This is a genomic window from Streptococcus salivarius (assembly GCF_002094975.1).
GTDB lineage: Bacteria > Bacillota > Bacilli > Lactobacillales > Streptococcaceae > Streptococcus > Streptococcus salivarius_D.
The window spans coordinates 1194880-1213506 of the sequence record NZ_CP015283.1 but is presented as its reverse complement, the minus strand read 5'-3'; the positions used below and the strand labels follow the sequence as shown (position 1 = coordinate 1213506).

General features: G+C 47.8%; 6 protein-coding genes and 2 pseudogenes. 3 read left to right on the top strand and 5 right to left on the bottom strand.

Features of this window, described 5'->3' with window-relative positions; translation table 11 throughout:
* Positions 1–61: 61 nt before the first annotated feature.
* Together V471_RS05870 and V471_RS11315 are read right to left on the bottom strand one after the other, a co-directional pair.
* Complete coding sequence (locus V471_RS05870; RefSeq protein ID WP_084871215.1) at positions 62–1897, bottom strand: accessory Sec-dependent serine-rich glycoprotein adhesin; 1836 nt, start codon at positions 1895–1897, stop codon at positions 62–64.
* Positions 1898–2298: 401 nt separating this feature from the next.
* The gene (locus tag V471_RS11315) at positions 2299–2445 is read right to left on the bottom strand and encodes an LPXTG cell wall anchor domain-containing protein (protein ID WP_228382812.1); all 147 of its coding nucleotides are present in this window, start codon (positions 2443–2445) and stop codon (positions 2299–2301) included.
* A gap of 40 nt (positions 2446–2485) precedes the next feature.
* Between V471_RS11315 and V471_RS11310 the strand changes: the two genes are divergently transcribed.
* Entirely contained in the window at positions 2486–12079 is a 9594-nt protein-coding gene (locus V471_RS11310; protein ID WP_269747125.1) for a hypothetical protein, read from the top strand.
* A 56-nt stretch (positions 12080–12135) separates the two neighbouring features.
* On the opposite strand, the pseudogene V471_RS11420 reads toward V471_RS11310, so the two are convergent.
* Positions 12136–12453 (bottom strand): annotated as a pseudogene (locus V471_RS11420) (hypothetical protein); the annotation flags it as partial.
* Positions 12454–13804: 1351 nt separating this feature from the next.
* Between V471_RS11420 and V471_RS10940 the strand changes: the two are divergent.
* A complete protein-coding gene (locus tag V471_RS10940; RefSeq protein ID WP_041817198.1) occupies positions 13805–13990 on the top strand; it encodes a hypothetical protein in 186 nt (61 codons plus the stop codon).
* Positions 13991–14628: 638 nt separating this feature from the next.
* Here V471_RS10940 and V471_RS11385 read toward each other — a convergent pair.
* A pseudogene (locus V471_RS11385) lies at positions 14629–17103 on the bottom strand (accessory Sec-dependent serine-rich glycoprotein adhesin); the annotation flags it as partial.
* A gap of 401 nt (positions 17104–17504) precedes the next feature.
* The gene (locus V471_RS11470) at positions 17505–17660 is read right to left on the bottom strand and encodes an LPXTG cell wall anchor domain-containing protein (RefSeq protein ID WP_264478581.1); all 156 of its coding nucleotides are present in this window, start codon (positions 17658–17660) and stop codon (positions 17505–17507) included.
* On the opposite strand from V471_RS11470, the gene V471_RS11465 reads away from it, so the two are divergent.
* Positions 17659–18174 carry a hypothetical protein gene (locus tag V471_RS11465; RefSeq protein ID WP_270617313.1) on the top strand — a complete coding sequence of 172 codons (516 nt, stop codon included), beginning with the start codon at positions 17659–17661 and terminating at the stop codon, positions 18172–18174. The two genes, V471_RS11470 and V471_RS11465, sit on opposite strands and share 2 nt — an antisense overlap.
* Positions 18175–18627: the final 453 nt, after the last annotated feature.

The following is an 18627-nucleotide window of genomic DNA, read 5'->3' as shown; positions in this document are numbered from 1 at the left end:
GCATTTGGATGTCCAAGAACTTCCATGTCACCATTAACAGCTATGGAATCATAGTTTAGATTCATAGACCAAGTTTGTCCATATAGGTGACCGTCATCACCTTGGTATCCCCATCATAGACAACCTTATAGTCCTTCAATGAATTATCTGTTGGGCCTTCCCCATTTAGCTTCTTAATGGTGCGGATAACAGGGTAAACACTTCCACGTGCCGTACTATTTGATCCATTATAGTTATAAGTAAAGCCTCCAAAAGCTCCTTTTAGATAACCCGAATACTTAGGATCAGCAGAGGCCTTATTTTCAGGTTTAGGCGCACCAGTATTGTGCCAAGTATCTAGTTTGAAACCGAAAGAACCTTTGAGGTTATCTCCTCCCATCCCAAGACTGGCACCTGATCCATTACCGTTGGCATTTCCAATTTCTCCGATAGCACCTGTTGAGAATACCGCAGCAATCCCATCACCACCTTTGTGACCATTGTTAATAAACCCCTCGTAAGCCTCCCCAAGATTGATCTTCCCTGTGAGAGTGAAACTTTCGTTCATATCAATCTTCGTGTTTAGAGTATAGGCACCTGCCTGACTTGGCGCACTTGGCGTCAAGGTCAAAATCCCATTACTTAAAGAGGCATCTCCAGTTGTTTTAAAGTAAGTGGATTGATTCTTATTGGTTACAATCAAATGCGCCTTAGGATCATAGGTTGCATTTCCCAGTGAAGCATTCGTATCGTAGGATGCACGTAAGGTATTGGCAGCAGTAATCCGTGCTCCATTCCGGTAATCACGAGCACCAGAACTTGCGCGTAACACCGTATTGACCACAGTATTACGTGTTCTAGTAGCTTCAGAGATAAGGGCGTTGAGGTCAGCGTTTGGATCTGTCAAAGCATTTTGAATCGCTTCAATCGTAGCATTTCCTTTTAGAAGGGCACTTTCCGCCCCTTCACGATTGCCTAGTCTTCCTAGATAAGTTCCAATTTCAGTAGACAGTGAGGTAAGCTTGGCTTCTTGCTCTTGACGCTTCTTATCCGCCTCAATACTCACCGCCACAGCAGTATTAGCTACTGCTGTAGCTTCTGAGGTAACCTCTGCTGCTTGTGCTGAGACTGTCGGTACTGACGCTCTTGTTGTTAAATCTGATGAACGTGAGGTCTCATTGGTATCTAAGCCTTCTGAACGCATTGAGACTGCACCACTCTCAGACCCCGTCTGACTCGTAGCAGTAACTTGACTACTTGATGTCTCACTGGCATGCCCTGTCGCCTTTGAACCACTCATTGAAACTGAAGTGGATTCCGAAGCTTTCTGTGAAGCCGAAGCACTGGTGCTGGCTGACTCACTCGCACTTGTCGAAGCTGACGTACTAGCAGAGGTTGAGACTGAGGTCGAAAGGCTTGTTGATACTGACGCAGAAGCCTGATGACTTGCCGATAGCGATAGTGAGACTGAGTCTACTGAGTTTGATACTGAATCTGTGGCTGAGGCTGACTGACTAACAACATCCCCTCTGACTGCAGATTCTGTAATAGCTCCAGAATGACCCAAAACCGCTGAATCAGAAGCTGCCAAAACATCTGTCGTCGGACTAACCGTATGCTCTACCGCTGATGGACTTGTTGCTTCATCAGCTTGAACCACATAAGTCGCTACTCCTCCACCTAGTAGAGCTCCAGTCGCGGCTACTCCCTTTAAAAGTCTGTCACTTGTGATTAAAGGTACTTCTTCCTCAACTTGATGAACTGATACAGATGACGCATCCACTCGACCACTTATTATCTTAAAAAGTCCGAAGTGAGAAGTTGCGGCACGTAACCAATGTTTCCCTGACTTTACCAATTTAAAACGTGTCACACGATCAGTTTCTCGGTACTGACCCTCATTTCTTCTAAAAAACATATATACACCTTTTCATTTTTAGCTAGTTTATTAGTATATTACTATTTATTTTATCATATCATTAACCCAAAAATCTAATATAGTATCTTATTTTTTGAATTTTTTTATCGCCCTTTCCTACATTGCTTTTACAAGTCTAAAAAAGGGTGATTTCCCCAGAATGATAACAATGAAAAGGTAGAAATAGAATATGACATCTCTCGAAAAAAATGATTAAGGAAAATTCCTCTTAGTAAGATTAATCAGAATTCCGAATTTTCTAATTATATCTGATGAGTACCTCTTTCTAAAGTTTTCATCTTAATATCACTAGACAGCAAAAAACACCGCCCTTATTTAACAATGTATTAATAAGAGTGGTGTTTTATTAAAAAATTGACGATGACTACCTAACACTAAAATTATAAACTGTCATCTTCTGGGTCATCCTTCTTGCGTTTAGCAAGAAAGGCAAGACCAGTTGCAGTAGATAGAACTCCTAACACCGCTGCAAGTGGATTACTTCTCTCAATAAACTTAGGAAGCATCCTAGATTCTGGTTGTACCAAAAGTCTATCAGCCTTAGCCTTAAGAATGAAACTGTCAGAATTGCGATCATTAACAGAAAGACTAGTTCTTTCTGATGTGTTAATTATCAGTGAAGTGTTTGTCAATTGCTCTGAACTCATTGAAGATATCTGTGAGTTTGATGAAGCACTTGTTGAAGCACTCATCGATGCACTTGTACTTGCTGACTCGCTCGCACTCGTTGAAGCGCTCATTGATGCAGACGTACTTGCGGATTCGCTAGCGCTTGTTGACGCACTCATCGACGCTGAAGTACTTGCCGATTCTGATGCACTTGTTGAGGCACTCATGGATGCTGAAGTGCTGGCTGATTCTGATGCACTTGTTGAAGCGCTCATTGATGCAGACGTACTTGCGGATTCGCTCGCACTTGTTGAAGCACTCATCGATGCCGACGTACTTGCGGACTCTGATGCACTTGTTGAAGCGCTCATTGATGCAGACGTACTTGCGGATTCGCTAGCACTTGTTGAAGCACTCATTGAGGCCGAGGTACTTGCGGACTCACTCGCACTTGTTGAAGCGCTCATTGACGCGGACGTACTTGCTGACTCACTGGCGCTGGTTGACGCACTCATTGATGCAGACGTACTTGCGGATTCGCTAGCGCTTGTTGACGCACTTTGCGATGCACTGGTACTTGCGGATTCACTCGCACTTGTTGAAGCGCTCATGGAAGCACTTGTACTTGCTGACTCGCTCGCACTCGTTGAAGCGCTCATTGATGCTGAAGTACTTGCGGATTCGCTCGCACTTGTTGAGGCACTTTGTGACGCTGAAGTACTTGCGGATTCGCTCGCACTTGTCGATGCACTCATTGATGCCGATGTACTTGCGGATTCGCTCGCACTTGTTGAAGCACTCATTGATGCAGACGTACTTGCTGACTCGCTCGCACTTGTTGAAGCGCTCATGGAAGCACTTGTACTTGCTGATTCGCTGGCACTTGTTGAAGCACTCATTGATGCAGACGTACTTGCGGATTCGCTAGCGCTTGTTGAGGCACTTTGCGAAGCACTGGTACTTGCGGATTCACTCGCACTTGTTGAAGCGCTCATGGAAGCCGACGTACTTGCTGACTCGCTCGCACTCGTTGAAGCGCTCATTGATGCAGACGTACTTGCGGATTCGCTAGCGCTTGTTGACGCACTCATCGACGCTGAAGTACTTGCCGATTCTGAAGCACTTGTTGAGGCACTTTGTGACGCTGAAGTACTTGCGGACTCACTCGCACTTGTTGAAGCACTCATTGAGGCGCTTGTACTTGCTGATTCGCTAGCACTGGTTGAAGCGCTCATCGATGCTGACGTACTTGCTGACTCTGAAGCACTCGTTGAAGCGCTCATGGATGCTGACGTACTTGCTGACTCGCTCGCACTTGTTGAAGCACTTTGTGAGGCGCTTGTACTTGCTGACTCGCTGGCGCTGGTTGAAGCACTTTGCGATGCACTTGTACTTGCTGACTCACTGGCGCTGGTTGAGGCACTTTGCGATGCGCTAGTACTTGCTGACTCGCTAGCACTTGTTGAAGCACTCATTGAGGCGCTTGTACTTGCTGATTCGCTAGCACTTGTTGAGGCGCTCATCGATGCACTTGTACTTGCGGACTCGCTCGCACTCGTTGAAGCGCTCATTGATGCAGACGTACTTGCGGATTCGCTAGCGCTTGTTGACGCACTCATCGATGCACTTGTACTTGCCGATTCTGAAGCACTTGTTGAAGCACTCATTGATGCCGACGTACTTGCGGATTCGCTAGCACTTGTTGAGGCGCTCATCGAAGCCGACGTACTTGCGGACTCACTTGCACTTGTTGAGGCGCTCATTGAGGCCGACGTACTTGCCGACTCGCTCGCACTCGTTGACGCACTCATCGACGCGGACGTACTTGCTGACTCGCTCGCACTTGTTGACGCACTCATCGAGGCGCTTGTACTTGCAGATTCTGAAGCACTTGTTGAAGCGCTCATCGACGCGGACGTGCTGGCTGACTCACTGGCGCTGGTTGAAGCGCTCTGTGACGCACTGGTACTTGCTGACTCTGATGCACTTGTTGAAGCACTCATCGACGCGGACGTACTTGCCGATTCTGAAGCACTTGTTGAAGCGCTCTGTGACGCACTGGTACTTGCAGATTCAGACGCACTCGTTGAGGCGCTCATCGATGCACTGGTACTTGCTGACTCACTGGCGCTGGTTGAGGCACTTTGGGATGCGCTTGTACTTGCGGATTCGCTGGCACTTGTCGATGCGCTCATCGATGCACTGGTACTTGCTGACTCACTGGCGCTGGTTGAGGCACTCATCGACGCTGAAGTACTTGCGGATTCGCTAGCACTTGTTGAGGCGCTCATCGATGCACTTGTACTTGCTGATTCGCTTGCACTCGTTGATGCACTCTGTGAGGCACTGGTACTTGCGGACTCGCTCGCACTTGTTGAGGCACTCATGGATGCTGAAGTGCTGGCTGATTCTGATGCACTTGTTGAGGCACTCATGGAAGCCGACGTACTTGCCGACTCACTTGCACTTGTTGAAGCACTTTGCGATGCACTTGTACTTGCGGATTCACTCGCACTTGTTGAAGCGCTCATGGAAGCCGACGTACTTGCGGATTCGCTTGCACTTGTTGAGGCACTCTGTGAGGCACTGGTACTTGCGGACTCTGATGCACTTGTTGATGCACTCATTGATGCCGAGGTACTTGCTGACTCTGATGCGCTCGTTGATGCACTCATTGATGCCGAGGTACTTGCTGACTCTGATGCGCTCGTTGACGCACTCATCGATGCTGACGTACTTGCGGATTCTGATGCGCTAGTTGAGGCACTCTGTGACGCTGACGTACTTGCTGATTCAGACGCACTGGTTGAAGCGCTCATCGACGCTGAGGTGCTGGCTGATTCACTCGCGCTGGTTGAGGCACTCATCGACGCACTGGTGCTTGCAGATTCACTGGCGCTAGTTGAAGCACTCATTGACGCGGACGTACTTGCTGATTCAGACGCACTCGTTGAGGCACTCATCGACGCACTGGTGCTTGCAGATTCACTGGCGCTAGTTGAAGCACTCATTGACGCGGACGTACTTGCTGATTCAGATGCACTTGTTGAGGCGCTCTGTGACGCTGACGTACTTGCTGATTCAGACGCACTCGTTGAAGCGCTCATGGACGCGGATGTACTTGCGGATTCGCTGGCACTTGTCGATGCGCTCATTGAGGCTGACGTACTTGCGGATTCGCTAGCGCTTGTTGACGCACTCATCGACGCTGAAGTACTTGCGGATTCGCTAGCACTTGTTGAAGCGCTCATTGACGCGGACGTACTTGCTGACTCACTCGCACTCGTTGAAGCGCTCATGGAAGCACTGGTACTTGCGGATTCACTCGCACTTGTCGATGCACTCTGTGACGCGGACGTACTTGCGGATTCGCTGGCACTGGTTGAAGCGCTCATTGAGGCAGATGTACTTGCTGACTCTGATGCGCTCGTTGAGGCTGACATACTTGCGGATTCACTGGCGCTAGTTGAAGCACTCATTGACGCGGACGTACTTGCAGATTCAGATGCACTTGTCGATGCGCTCATTGAGGCTGACATACTTGCGGATTCGCTAGCGCTTGTTGACGCACTCATCGACGCTGAAGTACTTGCGGATTCGCTAGCACTTGTTGAAGCGCTCATTGACGCGGACGTACTTGCTGACTCACTCGCACTCGTTGAAGCGCTCATGGAAGCACTGGTACTTGCGGACTCACTCGCACTTGTTGAAGCGCTCATTGATGCCGATGTACTTGCTGACTCGCTCGCACTTGTTGAAGCGCTCATTGATGCTGAAGTACTTGCGGATTCGCTCGCACTCGTTGAAGCGCTCATGGAAGCACTGGTACTTGCGGACTCGCTCGCACTCGTTGAAGCGCTCATTGATGCAGACGTACTTGCTGACTCGCTCGCACTCGTTGAAGCGCTCATTGATGCAGACGTACTTGCAGATTCACTCGCACTTGTTGAAGCGCTCATCGATGCACTTGTACTTGCTGACTCACTGGCGCTCGTTGAAGCGCTCATGGACGCGGACGTACTTGCTGACTCGCTCGCACTTGTTGAGGCACTCATGGAAGCCGAGGTACTTGCGGATTCTGAAGCACTCGTTGATGCACTCATCGACGCTGACGTACTTGCTGATTCAGACGCACTCGTTGAAGCGCTCATGGAAGCACTTGTGCTTGCTGATTCGCTAGCACTTGTTGAGGCGCTCATGGATGCACTGGTACTTGCTGACTCACTCGCACTTGTTGAGGCACTCATGGATGCACTTGTGCTTGCTGATTCGCTTGCACTTGTTGAGGCGCTCATGGATGCTGACGTACTTGCTGACTCTGATGCACTCGTTGAAGCGCTCATCGACGCACTGGTACTTGCTGACTCACTCGCACTTGTTGATGCACTCATGGAAGCACTGGTACTTGCGGATTCACTGGCGCTGGTTGAAGCGCTCATGGACGCTGACGTACTTGCTGATTCTGATGCACTTGTTGAAGCACTCTGTGACGCTGAAGTACTTGCAGATTCACTTGCACTGGTTGAAGCGCTCATCGACGCTGACGTACTTGCCGATTCGCTCGCACTTGTTGAGGCACTCTGTGACGCTGAAGTACTTGCAGATTCTGAAGCACTGGTTGAAGCGCTCATCGACGCTGATGTGCTGGCTGATTCGCTCGCACTTGTTGATGCACTCATTGACGCGGACGTACTTGCCGATTCACTGGCACTTGTTGAAGCGCTCATGGATGCTGACGTACTTGCAGATTCAGACGCACTGGTTGAAGCGCTCATCGACGCTGAGGTGCTGGCTGATTCAGATGCACTTGTTGAGGCACTCATTGAGGCAGATGTACTTGCGGATTCACTCGCACTTGTTGAGGCGCTCATTGATGCGCTAGTACTTGCCGATTCTGATGCGCTAGTTGAAGCACTCATGGAAGCACTTGTACTTGCAGATTCAGACGCACTCGTTGAGGCACTCATCGATGCTGACGTACTTGCTGACTCTGATGCACTGGTTGAAGCACTTTGCGATGCTGAAGTACTTGCGGATTCACTCGCACTTGTTGAGGCACTTTGTGACGCTGACGTACTTGCAGATTCTGAAGCACTTGTCGATGCGCTCATCGATGCACTGGTACTTGCTGACTCACTGGCGCTGGTTGAGGCACTCATCGACGCTGAAGTACTTGCGGATTCGCTAGCACTTGTTGAGGCGCTCATCGATGCACTTGTACTTGCTGATTCGCTTGCACTCGTTGATGCACTCTGTGAGGCACTGGTACTTGCGGACTCACTCGCACTTGTACTTGCGGATTCACTCGCACTTGTTGAAGCGCTCATGGAAGCCGACGTACTTGCTGATTCGCTAGCACTTGTTGAAGCGCTCATCGATGCTGAAGTGCTGGCTGATTCAGATGCACTTGTTGAGGCACTCATTGAGGCAGATGTACTTGCGGATTCTGAAGCACTTGTTGAAGCGCTCATCGATGCTGACGTACTTGCTGATTCGCTCGCACTTGTTGAAGCGCTCATGGACGCGGACGTACTTGCCGATTCTGAGGCGCTGGTTGAGGCACTCATGGAAGCCGACGTACTTGCCGATTCTGATGCACTGGTTGAGGCGCTCTGTGACGCGGACGTACTTGCGGATTCACTGGCGCTGGTTGAGGCACTCATGGAAGCCGACGTACTTGCGGACTCACTCGCACTTGTACTTGCGGATTCACTCGCACTTGTACTTGCGGATTCACTCGCACTTGTTGAGGCACTCATCGATGCTGACGTACTTGCGGATTCGCTGGCACTCGTTGATGCGCTCATCGATGCACTTGTACTTGCTGACTCGCTCGCACTCGTTGAGGCGCTCATCGATGCTGAAGTGCTTGCGGACTCACTGGCACTCGTTGAAGCGCTTTGCGATGCTGACGTACTTGCGGACTCTGAAGCACTTGTTGAGGCGCTCATGGAAGCCGACGTACTTGCGGACTCACTTGCACTTGTTGAGGCACTTTGTGACGCTGACGTACTTGCCGATTCACTCGCACTTGTTGAAGCACTTTGCGATGCTGACGTACTTGCCGATTCACTCGCACTTGTCGATGCACTCATTGATGCCGATGTACTTGCTGATTCGCTGGCACTTGTTGAAGCGCTCATGGACGCTGAAGTACTTGCGGACTCACTTGCACTTGTTGAAGCGCTCTGTGACGCTGAGGTACTTGCTGACTCGCTCGCACTGGTTGAAGCGCTCATGGACGCTGAAGTACTTGCTGACTCGCTAGCACTTGTTGACGCACTCATTGATGCAGACGTACTTGCGGATTCGCTAGCGCTTGTTGAGGCACTTTGCGATGCACTTGTACTTGCGGATTCACTCGCACTTGTTGAAGCGCTCATGGAAGCACTTGTACTTGCTGACTCACTGGCACTCGTTGAAGCGCTCATGGAAGCACTTGTACTTGCTGACTCGCTCGCACTCGTTGAGGCGCTCATCGATGCACTTGTACTTGCTGACTCACTGGCGCTAGTTGACGCACTCATCGACGCGGACGTACTTGCTGATTCAGATGCACTTGTTGAAGCACTCATGGAAGCACTGGTACTTGCGGACTCACTGGCACTGGTTGATGCACTCATCGATGCTGACGTACTTGCGGATTCGCTGGCACTCGTTGATGCGCTTTGTGAAGCACTTGTGCTTGCTGACTCGCTCGCACTTGTTGATGCACTCATCGATGCACTTGTACTTGCGGACTCACTGGCGCTGGTTGAGGCACTTTGTGAAGCGCTTGTACTTGCGGATTCGCTTGCACTTGTTGAGGCACTCTGTGAGGCACTGGTACTTGCGGACTCTGATGCACTTGTTGAGGCACTCATTGATGCCGAGGTACTTGCTGACTCTGATGCGCTCGTTGACGCACTCATCGATGCTGAAGTGCTGGCTGATTCAGATGCACTTGTTGAGGCACTCATTGAGGCAGATGTACTTGCGGATTCTGAAGCACTTGTTGAAGCGCTCATTGATGCTGACGTACTTGCTGATTCGCTCGCACTTGTTGAAGCGCTCATGGACGCGGACGTACTTGCCGATTCTGAGGCGCTGGTTGATGCACTCATGGAAGCCGACGTACTTGCCGATTCTGATGCACTGGTTGAGGCGCTCTGTGACGCGGACGTACTTGCTGACTCACTCGCACTTGTACTTGCGGATTCACTCGCACTTGTTGAAGCGCTCATGGAAGCCGACGTACTTGCTGATTCGCTCGCACTTGTTGAAGCGCTCATCGATGCTGAAGTGCTGGCTGATTCAGATGCACTTGTTGAGGCACTCATTGAGGCAGATGTACTTGCGGATTCTGAAGCACTTGTTGAAGCGCTCATCGATGCTGACGTACTTGCTGATTCGCTCGCACTTGTTGAAGCGCTCATGGACGCGGACGTACTTGCCGATTCTGAGGCGCTGGTTGAGGCACTCATGGAAGCCGACGTACTTGCCGATTCTGAAGCACTTGTTGAAGCGCTCATCGACGCCGACGTACTTGCTGACTCTGATGCGCTCGTTGATGCGCTTTGTGAAGCACTTGTGCTTGCTGACTCGCTCGCACTTGTTGAGGCACTCATGGACGCGGACGTACTTGCCGATTCACTGGCACTTGTTGAAGCGCTCATCGATGCGGACGTACTTGCTGACTCGCTGGCACTCGTTGAAGCGCTCTGTGACGCTGAAGTACTTGCTGACTCGCTGGCACTTGTTGAGGCACTCATTGACGCTGAAGTACTTGCCGATTCTGAAGCACTTGTTGAAGCGCTCTGTGACGCAGACGTACTTGCTGATTCACTCGCACTTGTCGATGCACTCTGTGATGCTGAGGTACTTGCTGACTCTGATGCACTGGTTGAAGCGCTCATCGATGCAGACGTACTTGCTGATTCACTGGCGCTTGTTGACGCACTCATTGAGGCAGACGTACTTGCTGATTCGCTAGCGCTTGTTGACGCACTCATCGACGCTGAAGTACTTGCCGATTCTGAAGCACTTGTTGAAGCGCTCATCGACGCCGACGTACTTGCTGACTCTGATGCGCTCGTTGATGCGCTTTGTGAAGCACTTGTGCTTGCTGACTCGCTCGCACTTGTTGAGGCACTCATGGACGCGGACGTACTTGCTGACTCGCTGGCACTCGTTGAAGCGCTCTGTGACGCTGAAGTACTTGCCGATTCGCTAGCGCTGGTTGAGGCACTCATGGACGCGGACGTACTTGCGGATTCGCTCGCACTTGTTGAAGCACTCATGGACGCTGACGTACTTGCGGATTCTGATGCGCTCGTTGACGCACTCATAGATGCTGACGTACTGGCTGATTCACTGGCACTCGTTGAAGCGCTCATGGATGCGGACGTACTTGCCGATTCGCTAGCGCTGGTTGAGGCACTCATTGACGCGGACGTGCTGGCTGATTCTGACGCACTCGTTGAGGCACTCATTGAGGCAGACGTACTGGCTGATTCTGAAGCACTTGTTGAAGCGCTCATCAATGCACTGGTACTTGCGGACTCACTGGCGCTGGTTGAAGCACTCATTGAGGCCGACGTACTTGCGGATTCTGAAACACTTGTCGAAGCACTCTGTGAGGCACTTGTACTTGCTGACTCGCTCGCACTGGTTGAAGCACTTTGCGATGCTGAAGTGCTGGCTGATTCAGATGCACTCGTTGAAGCACTCATTGAGGCCGACGTACTTGCCGATTCTGAAGCACTCGTTGAGGCACTCATGGATGCTGACGTACTGGCTGATTCACTGGCACTCGTTGAAGCGCTCATGGATGCTGACGTACTGGCTGACTCACTGGCACTCGTTGAAGCGCTCATGGACGCTGAAGTACTGGCTGACTCGCTCGCACTTGTTGAAGCACTCATTGAGGCTGACGTACTTGCCGATTCTGAAGCACTCGTTGAGGCGCTCATCGATGCTGAAGTACTGGCTGACTCGCTCGCACTTGTTGAAGCGCTTTGCGATGCTGACGTACTTGCCGATTCTGAAGCACTTGTTGAAGCGCTCATGGACGCTGACGTACTTGCCGATTCTGAAGCACTCGTTGAGGCGCTCATGGAGGCCGAGGTACTTGCTGACTCTGATGCACTTGTCGATGCACTTTGCGATGCGCTTGTACTTGCGGATTCAGACGCACTCGTTGAAGCACTCATTGAGGCTGACGTACTTGCCGATTCTGAAGCACTCGTTGAGGCGCTCATTGAGGCCGAGGTACTTGCTGACTCTGATGCACTTGTCGATGCACTCTGTGACGCGGATGTACTTGCGGATTCTGATGCACTAGTTAAGGCACTCATTGATGCCGATGTACTTGCCGACTCACTCGCACTCGTAAAAGCACTTTGCGATGCGGACGTACTTGCTGATTCACTTGCGCTTGTACTTACAGATTCGCTTTCTCTTGCGGACGTACTTGCTGATTCACTGGCAGATGTACTTGTACTTGTTGATTCTGACTTGTACACAGTATCTGATACCGTTTCACTTTGTGTATATGTTGTTAGTGGGTATTGAGATTGATTTGTTTGATTCTTATCGAAATCTTTGTAATAGACTGTTGCAACACCATCGTTACTGATTTCAATACTTGCAATACGATCTCGGCCATTAGCAATCACTCTATCATGCGCCTTCATGATTTCTTCACGAACTTTAGCTTTATCTGTCTCTGTTAAGTGACCGATATCCTTTACTTGTGTAACAGTTATCGAAGGCTTGTTAAATAGATCTTTTAATTGACCTTGTCTAACACCAAATTCATCAGATAAAGTCTTATTTCCACTTAGGTCGACTGCTTCTACACGACGTCCCCAACGGTTACCTGCTCCCCAAATCAAGTCACTCTTTGGAACAACGGTAAAGGTAAAGGTTGTCTGGTCATCGCTCATAACGGTATTGATAATATTTGGAATAGCACCCGTTCCCCAGTTTGTATTTCCCTGGAAGAAATCTGAAAGGACAGTCGCATTCCCAGTTACTCGTAAGGTAGCAAGCTTACCGCTATTGTCTTTACCAGTAACGGTCACTTGGATGACATCTCCAGCATAGAAAACATAGTCACCATTTATTCCTATCTGAGGATCTTTGCCGTTTACCTTAACCTTATACTCAACAGTTGGTTTCACTGTTTCTGCCGTAATCGTCGCTGTAGCCTTTTCTGAAGTTTCCCCTTCAAATGTGCTTGTAGCCGTAACAGTACCTACAGGCAATAAGCCATTGTTATCATCATAGGCTTGCTTCAGATCCTGTGCCGTAAAAGTAACACTTTCATCACTAGCTCCTGCCTCCTTGGTAAACTGATGCCCATTCAAGGTCAAAGTGACCGTGGAACTAGGTAGAACGTTCGTGACTTGAATAGATTTACCTGGTAAGCCACCTGTCTCTGTCACTGAGTCCTCAGAGATCACTGGAGTAGGGATAACCGTATATTCGGCAGTTATTGGAATCGTCAGAGGGATATCTGACTTATCATCTGTGATCGTATAAGCAATGTCTAATGTAGCTTTCCCAGCAGTTGTAATGTCTGGTCCTAAGCCATCTCTGAATTCCCCTATAAACTTAGGATTTCCCGTAATAGTCACCCAACTAGCCGGATCTTTACTAGTTCTATAATTTTCATCTTCTACATTTTGATGGAAAACTTTGTGTTTGGTTGTGAGTTCAATAACACGGTGTTCGAGTGTCGTTGAAGTCGTAAGCAATTTAGAAGTATCTGTCGTTGCTCCATAACGCCCCACATCATAAATCCGCTTAATGGCATAGGTAAATGTTCCTGTGTTATCAACTGTTAATGGGATAGTGGTAAAGCTGACTCCAGACGCATCTGTCCATTGTGTTGTATAAGAAACATCTGTAGTGTCTGATTTAATATAATTACTCTCATCTTTTCCATTATGAAGACCTTGGCCTTTAAGATCATAAATAGGACTCTTAGCTTCAATCGTCGGTAAAATGGTGTAAGGAACTGAAACCGTGTAAGTTTGAGAATCCCCTGGAAGTTGAACAGTAACCTCCGCAACTCGATTCCCTACCGTATTGGTATTGATTAGATCTTTTGAAGTCTTCCAACGTACCGAACTTCCTGAAGGCAAAGCTAAATCATTGGCTAATTTTACAAAATTACTTGGAATACTTAATTCTGGAGAACCTTCATGATAAAGAGCATAGAGCCTATCCGCCTTCGCTTTAGGTGCAGCATAAGTCGCTAATTTTGAATTTCCAGAAGCTGTGTAAGTCGCTGTGCCACCTGTTTCTGTCGGCCCTGTCTTAGATGTACTTGCTTGGATATTTCCATATGGCAAAGCTGTTGTGACTGTGACAGTTGCATTCCCAGATGCATCAGCTACTGCAGTTCCAATAGCCCTCCCTGCTGAATTGCTCAACGTAACGGTTGCACCTGGTGAAGCTGTTACTGCAATCTGCTGATTCTTCATACCAGCTTTACCGGTCAAATCAGTCGTAATCGTTGCTACTTTTGGATTGACCGTTACGACAACATCAATCTCTTTAGTGGCTCTATGTCCTGCTCCATCCTCACCAGTTTTTACAATAACTGTTTTCGTGAATTTTCCGATTTGATCCATGCTCGGAGCATCATTGTTTTTCCAGGTGAAGGTATCATTGGCCACAGGAGTGATTGCATTCGAACCAGATGCATACTGCACTGCGCTGATTGCATTAATTGTAACATTGTCACCTTGAGTAAAGACCCAAGATCTCGTAGGGTTTGGTGTCGGGTTGGCAACAAGATCATAAACAATGTGTCGGAAAGTAGATGAAACCGTCAGTAACTTGCTAGATTCCGTTTCACCATACCGACCCTTTGGAAAAACTGCTTTTAACGTATAGTCTTTATAACCTACCGTATCGGTATTGATATCATCAATCTTCGTGGTTCCATCATAAAGTCCCCAAGACATTCCTGAAGGATACCAAGCACCCGTACCTAATTTCGTAAGGTAACTGTAATAACCACCACCTGAAGCTGAACCATTTGTCAGTGATTGTCCTTTAAAGTCGTAGATTGGACTTTTGGCGCTAAGAGATGGATAAACAGTGTAGGGGATATCAACTGTTTGAACATAGCCATTCGGCATGGTGACTTTTACAGTAGCCTGTTTATCACCTTGATCAGACGTATCAAAAGGTGTTGCAAATTCGTACTTGGTATCACTTGGTAGGGTCACACCTGTTTGAGTCTTTACAAAATTTTGAGCGACAGTTAAATCAGAAGCATTTTCACCAACATAGGTATAGATACGATCCACCTTTTTCTCTACTGTAGGAGAGTAGGTATAGGTAACTGTTACCTTTCCTTTCTTAAATTCAATCTTGTTTCCGCCTCTATAGAGATTATATGTGTTGGCATTATTTCGTTGAACTTTGTAACCAGGAATATCCAGGTAACTTGTTAAATCTTGGATATTTCCTCCTAGACCAGAAATGGTTTTAGATGGTTTGAGCTCCACTCCTGTAATATCATCTACATACTTGATCGTAATGTAAGATCCACCTGTGGTGTAATCGAAGGATTCAAGTCGAAATTGTTGTAAGTTAACACCTGAACCAGTTGAAGCAAATAATGCAAAAGCCAATTCACTAGGATTTCCTGCATTTGACAACAGTGTCATATTCTTTGTATCGTTCCAAAGAACATTTGTAGTTCTAACTTTATCATCAACCTGATAATCACTTTGTTGACCAATATTCTGATTCGCTAAATTATAAGACCAAGTCTGTCCAGCATAATTTACGGTCATAACTTTAGTCTTACCATCATAATTTACAGTGTAATTTTGGAAAGAATTATTTGTTGGATTCGTTTGAAGTTTAGAAAAAGTCGAGATAACAGGATACACTCGTCCTTGTGCATTAATATATTTCGTCCCATTATAACTATAAATAAATCCTCCGAATGCTCCGCCACCACCAACACGTGAGGGATCTGCTGAAGCCATATTTTGGGGAAGTGGAGCACTCGTATTATGCCATGTATCAAGTTTAAAACCAAAGGATCCTTTAAGGTTGGTTCCCCCCATCCCAAGACTCGCACCTGATCCATTGCTGTTGGCATTCCCTATTTCACCAACGTTACCCGTAGAGAAAATAGCTGCAACACCGTCACCACCGTCATGACCATTATTTCTAAACCTTTCATAAGCATCACCTAGATTGATTTTTCCTTTGAGCACAAAACTCTCGGTCATATCAATCTTATTCTTAAGCGTATAGGAACCTGCTTGACCACCACTCGCAGTGGTTAGGGTCACAGTACCATTATTAAAGGTTGCCGAACCGTTAGTCTGGAAGTAATCCATTTGATCTTCCGGCGTAACATGAAGTGCTGCTTTTGGCGTGTAAGTAGCATTTCCAATATTTGTTGCTGCTCTGAAACCTGTTCCTGTCGGAAGTGCTCTCCCATTACGGCTGTCTCGAAGTCCAGAATTTGCACGCAACACCGTATTGACCACAGTATTACGGGTTCTAGTAGCTTCAGAGATAAGTGCGTTGAGGTCAGCATTTGGATCTGTCAAAGCATTTTGAATCGCTTCAATCGTAGCATTTCCTTTTAGAAGGGCACTTTCCGCTCCTTCACGATTGCCTAGTTTCCCTAGATAGGTTCCAATTTCAGTAGACAGTGAGGTAAGCTTTGCCTCTTGCTCTTGACGCTTCTTATCCGCCTCAATACTCACCGCCAGAGCAGTATTAGCTACTGCTGTAGCTTCTGAGGTAACCTCTGCTGCTTGTACTGAGACTGTCGGTACTGACGCTCTTGTTGTTAAATCTGATGAACGTGATGTCTCATTGGTATCTAAGTCTTCTGAACGCATTGAGTCTGCACCACTCTCAGACCCCGTCTGACTCGTAGCAGTAACATGACTACTTGATGTCTCACTGGCATGCCCTGTCGCTTTTGAACCACTCATTGAAACTGAAGTAGACTCCGAAGCTTTCTGTGAAGCCGAAGCACTGGTGCTGGCTGACTCACTCGCACTTGTCGAAGCTGACGTACTAGCAGAGGTTGAGACTGAGGTCGAAAGGCTTGTTGATACTGACGCAGAAGCCTGCTGACTGGCTGATAGTGAGACTGAGTCTACTGAGTTTGATACTGAATCTGTGGCTGAGGCTGACTGGCTAACAACATCCCCTCTGACTGCAGATTCTGTAATAGCTCCCGAATGACCCAAAACCGCTGAATCAGAAGCTGCCAAAACATCTGTCGTCGGACTAACCGTATGCTCTACCGCTGATGGACTTGTTACTTCATCAGCTTGAACCACATAAGTCGCTACTCCTCCACCTAGTAGAGCTCCTGTCGCGGCTACTCCCTTTAAAAGTCTGTCACTTGTGATTAAAGGTACTTCTTCCTCAACTTGATGAACTGATACAGATGACTCATCCACACGACCACTTATTATCTTAAAAAGCCCAAAGTGAGAAGTTGCGGCACGTAACCAGTGTTTCCCTGACTTTACCAATTTAAAACGTGTCACACGATCAGTTTCTCGGTACTGACCCTCATTTCTTCTAAAAAACATATATAAACCTTTTCATTTTTAGCTAGTTTATTAGTATATTACTATTTATTTTATCATATCCTTAACCCAAAAATCTAATATAGTATCTTATTTTTTGAATTTTTTTATCAGCCTTCCTTACATTGCTTTTACAAGTCTAAAAAAGGGTGTTTTCCCCAGAATGATAACAATGAAAAGGTAGCAATAGAATATGACATCTCTCGAAAAAAATGATTAAGGAAAATTCCTCTTAGTAAGATTAATCAGAATTCCGAATTTTCTAATTATATCTGATGAGTACCTCTTTCTAAAGTTTTCATCCTAATATCACTAGACAGCAAAAAACACCACTCTTATTTAACAATGTACTAATAAGAGTGGTGTTTTATTAAAAAATTGACGATGACTACCTAACACTAAAATTATAAACTGTCATCTTCTGGGTCGTCCTTCTTGCGTTTGGCAAGAAAGGCAAGACCAGTTGCCGTCGCTAAAGCACCGAAGAGGGTAGCTAACGATGATTCAGTTTCTCCAGTCTTAGGAAGTTGTTTGGCTTCAGTATGATCCTTAGGAGACATGCTTTCAGACCTTGAAGCACTAGCTACAGACGTAGGTGATGAATCACTAGCACTGATTGACGCACTTTGGGATGCAGAGATACTTGCACTCGTTGAGGCACTTTGTGACGCTGACGTACTTGCTGACTCACTCGCACTTGTTGAGGCGCTCTGTGACGCACTGGTGCTGGCTGATTCGCTCGCACTGGTTGAAGCACTCTGTAACGCTGACGTACTTGCCGATTCACTAGCGCTGGATGAGGCACTCTGTGACGCACTGATACTTGCTGAAGTTGAAGCACTTGTTGAGGCGCTCATGGACGCTGACGTACTTGCTGATTCGCTAGCACTGGTTGAAGCACTCTGCGATGCACTAGTACTTGCCGATTCAGACGCACTCGTTGAGGCACTCATTGAGGCACTGATACTAGCTGAAGTTGAAGCACTTACTGATAGAGAAATCGAGGCCGATACTGACACACTAATCGAATCAGAAATAATAACACTATTAATATCAACACTGTCAAGGGAGTGAATCGCAGGCTCTCCCATACTTGTGATAACTGAGCTTGATGCCGACGTACTTGCGGACTCTGAAGCACTTGTCGATGCGCTCATTGAGGCCGATGTACTTGCGGATTCACTTGCGCTTGTCGATGCACTTTGCGATGCGCTGGTACTTGCGGATTCTGATGCGCTGGTTGAGGCACTCTGTGACGCTGAGGTACTTGCCGATTCACTGGCACTTGTTGAAGCACTTTGCGATGCAGACGTACTTGCGGACTCACTGGCGCTAGTTGAAGCACTCATTGAGGCAGACGTACTTGCAGATTCGCTCGCACTTGTTGAAGCACTCATCGATGCTGACGTACTTCCGGACTCTGATGCGCTCGTTGATGCACTTTGCGATGCTGACGTACTTGCTGACTCACTCGCACTCGTTGATGCACTCATCGACGCTGAAGTACTTGCCGATTCACTGGCGCTT

Coding starts and splice junctions, on each gene's coding strand:
- V471_RS11465 (WP_270617313.1), top strand. CDS start 17,659: ATGCTTTCAGACCTTGAAGCACTAGCTACAGACGTAGGTGATGAATCA.
- V471_RS11470 (WP_264478581.1), bottom strand. CDS start 17,660: ATGTCTCCTAAGGATCATACTGAAGCCAAACAACTTCCTAAGACTGGA.
- V471_RS05870 (WP_084871215.1), bottom strand. CDS start 1,897: ATGTTTTTTAGAAGAAATGAGGGTCAGTACCGAGAAACTGATCGTGTG.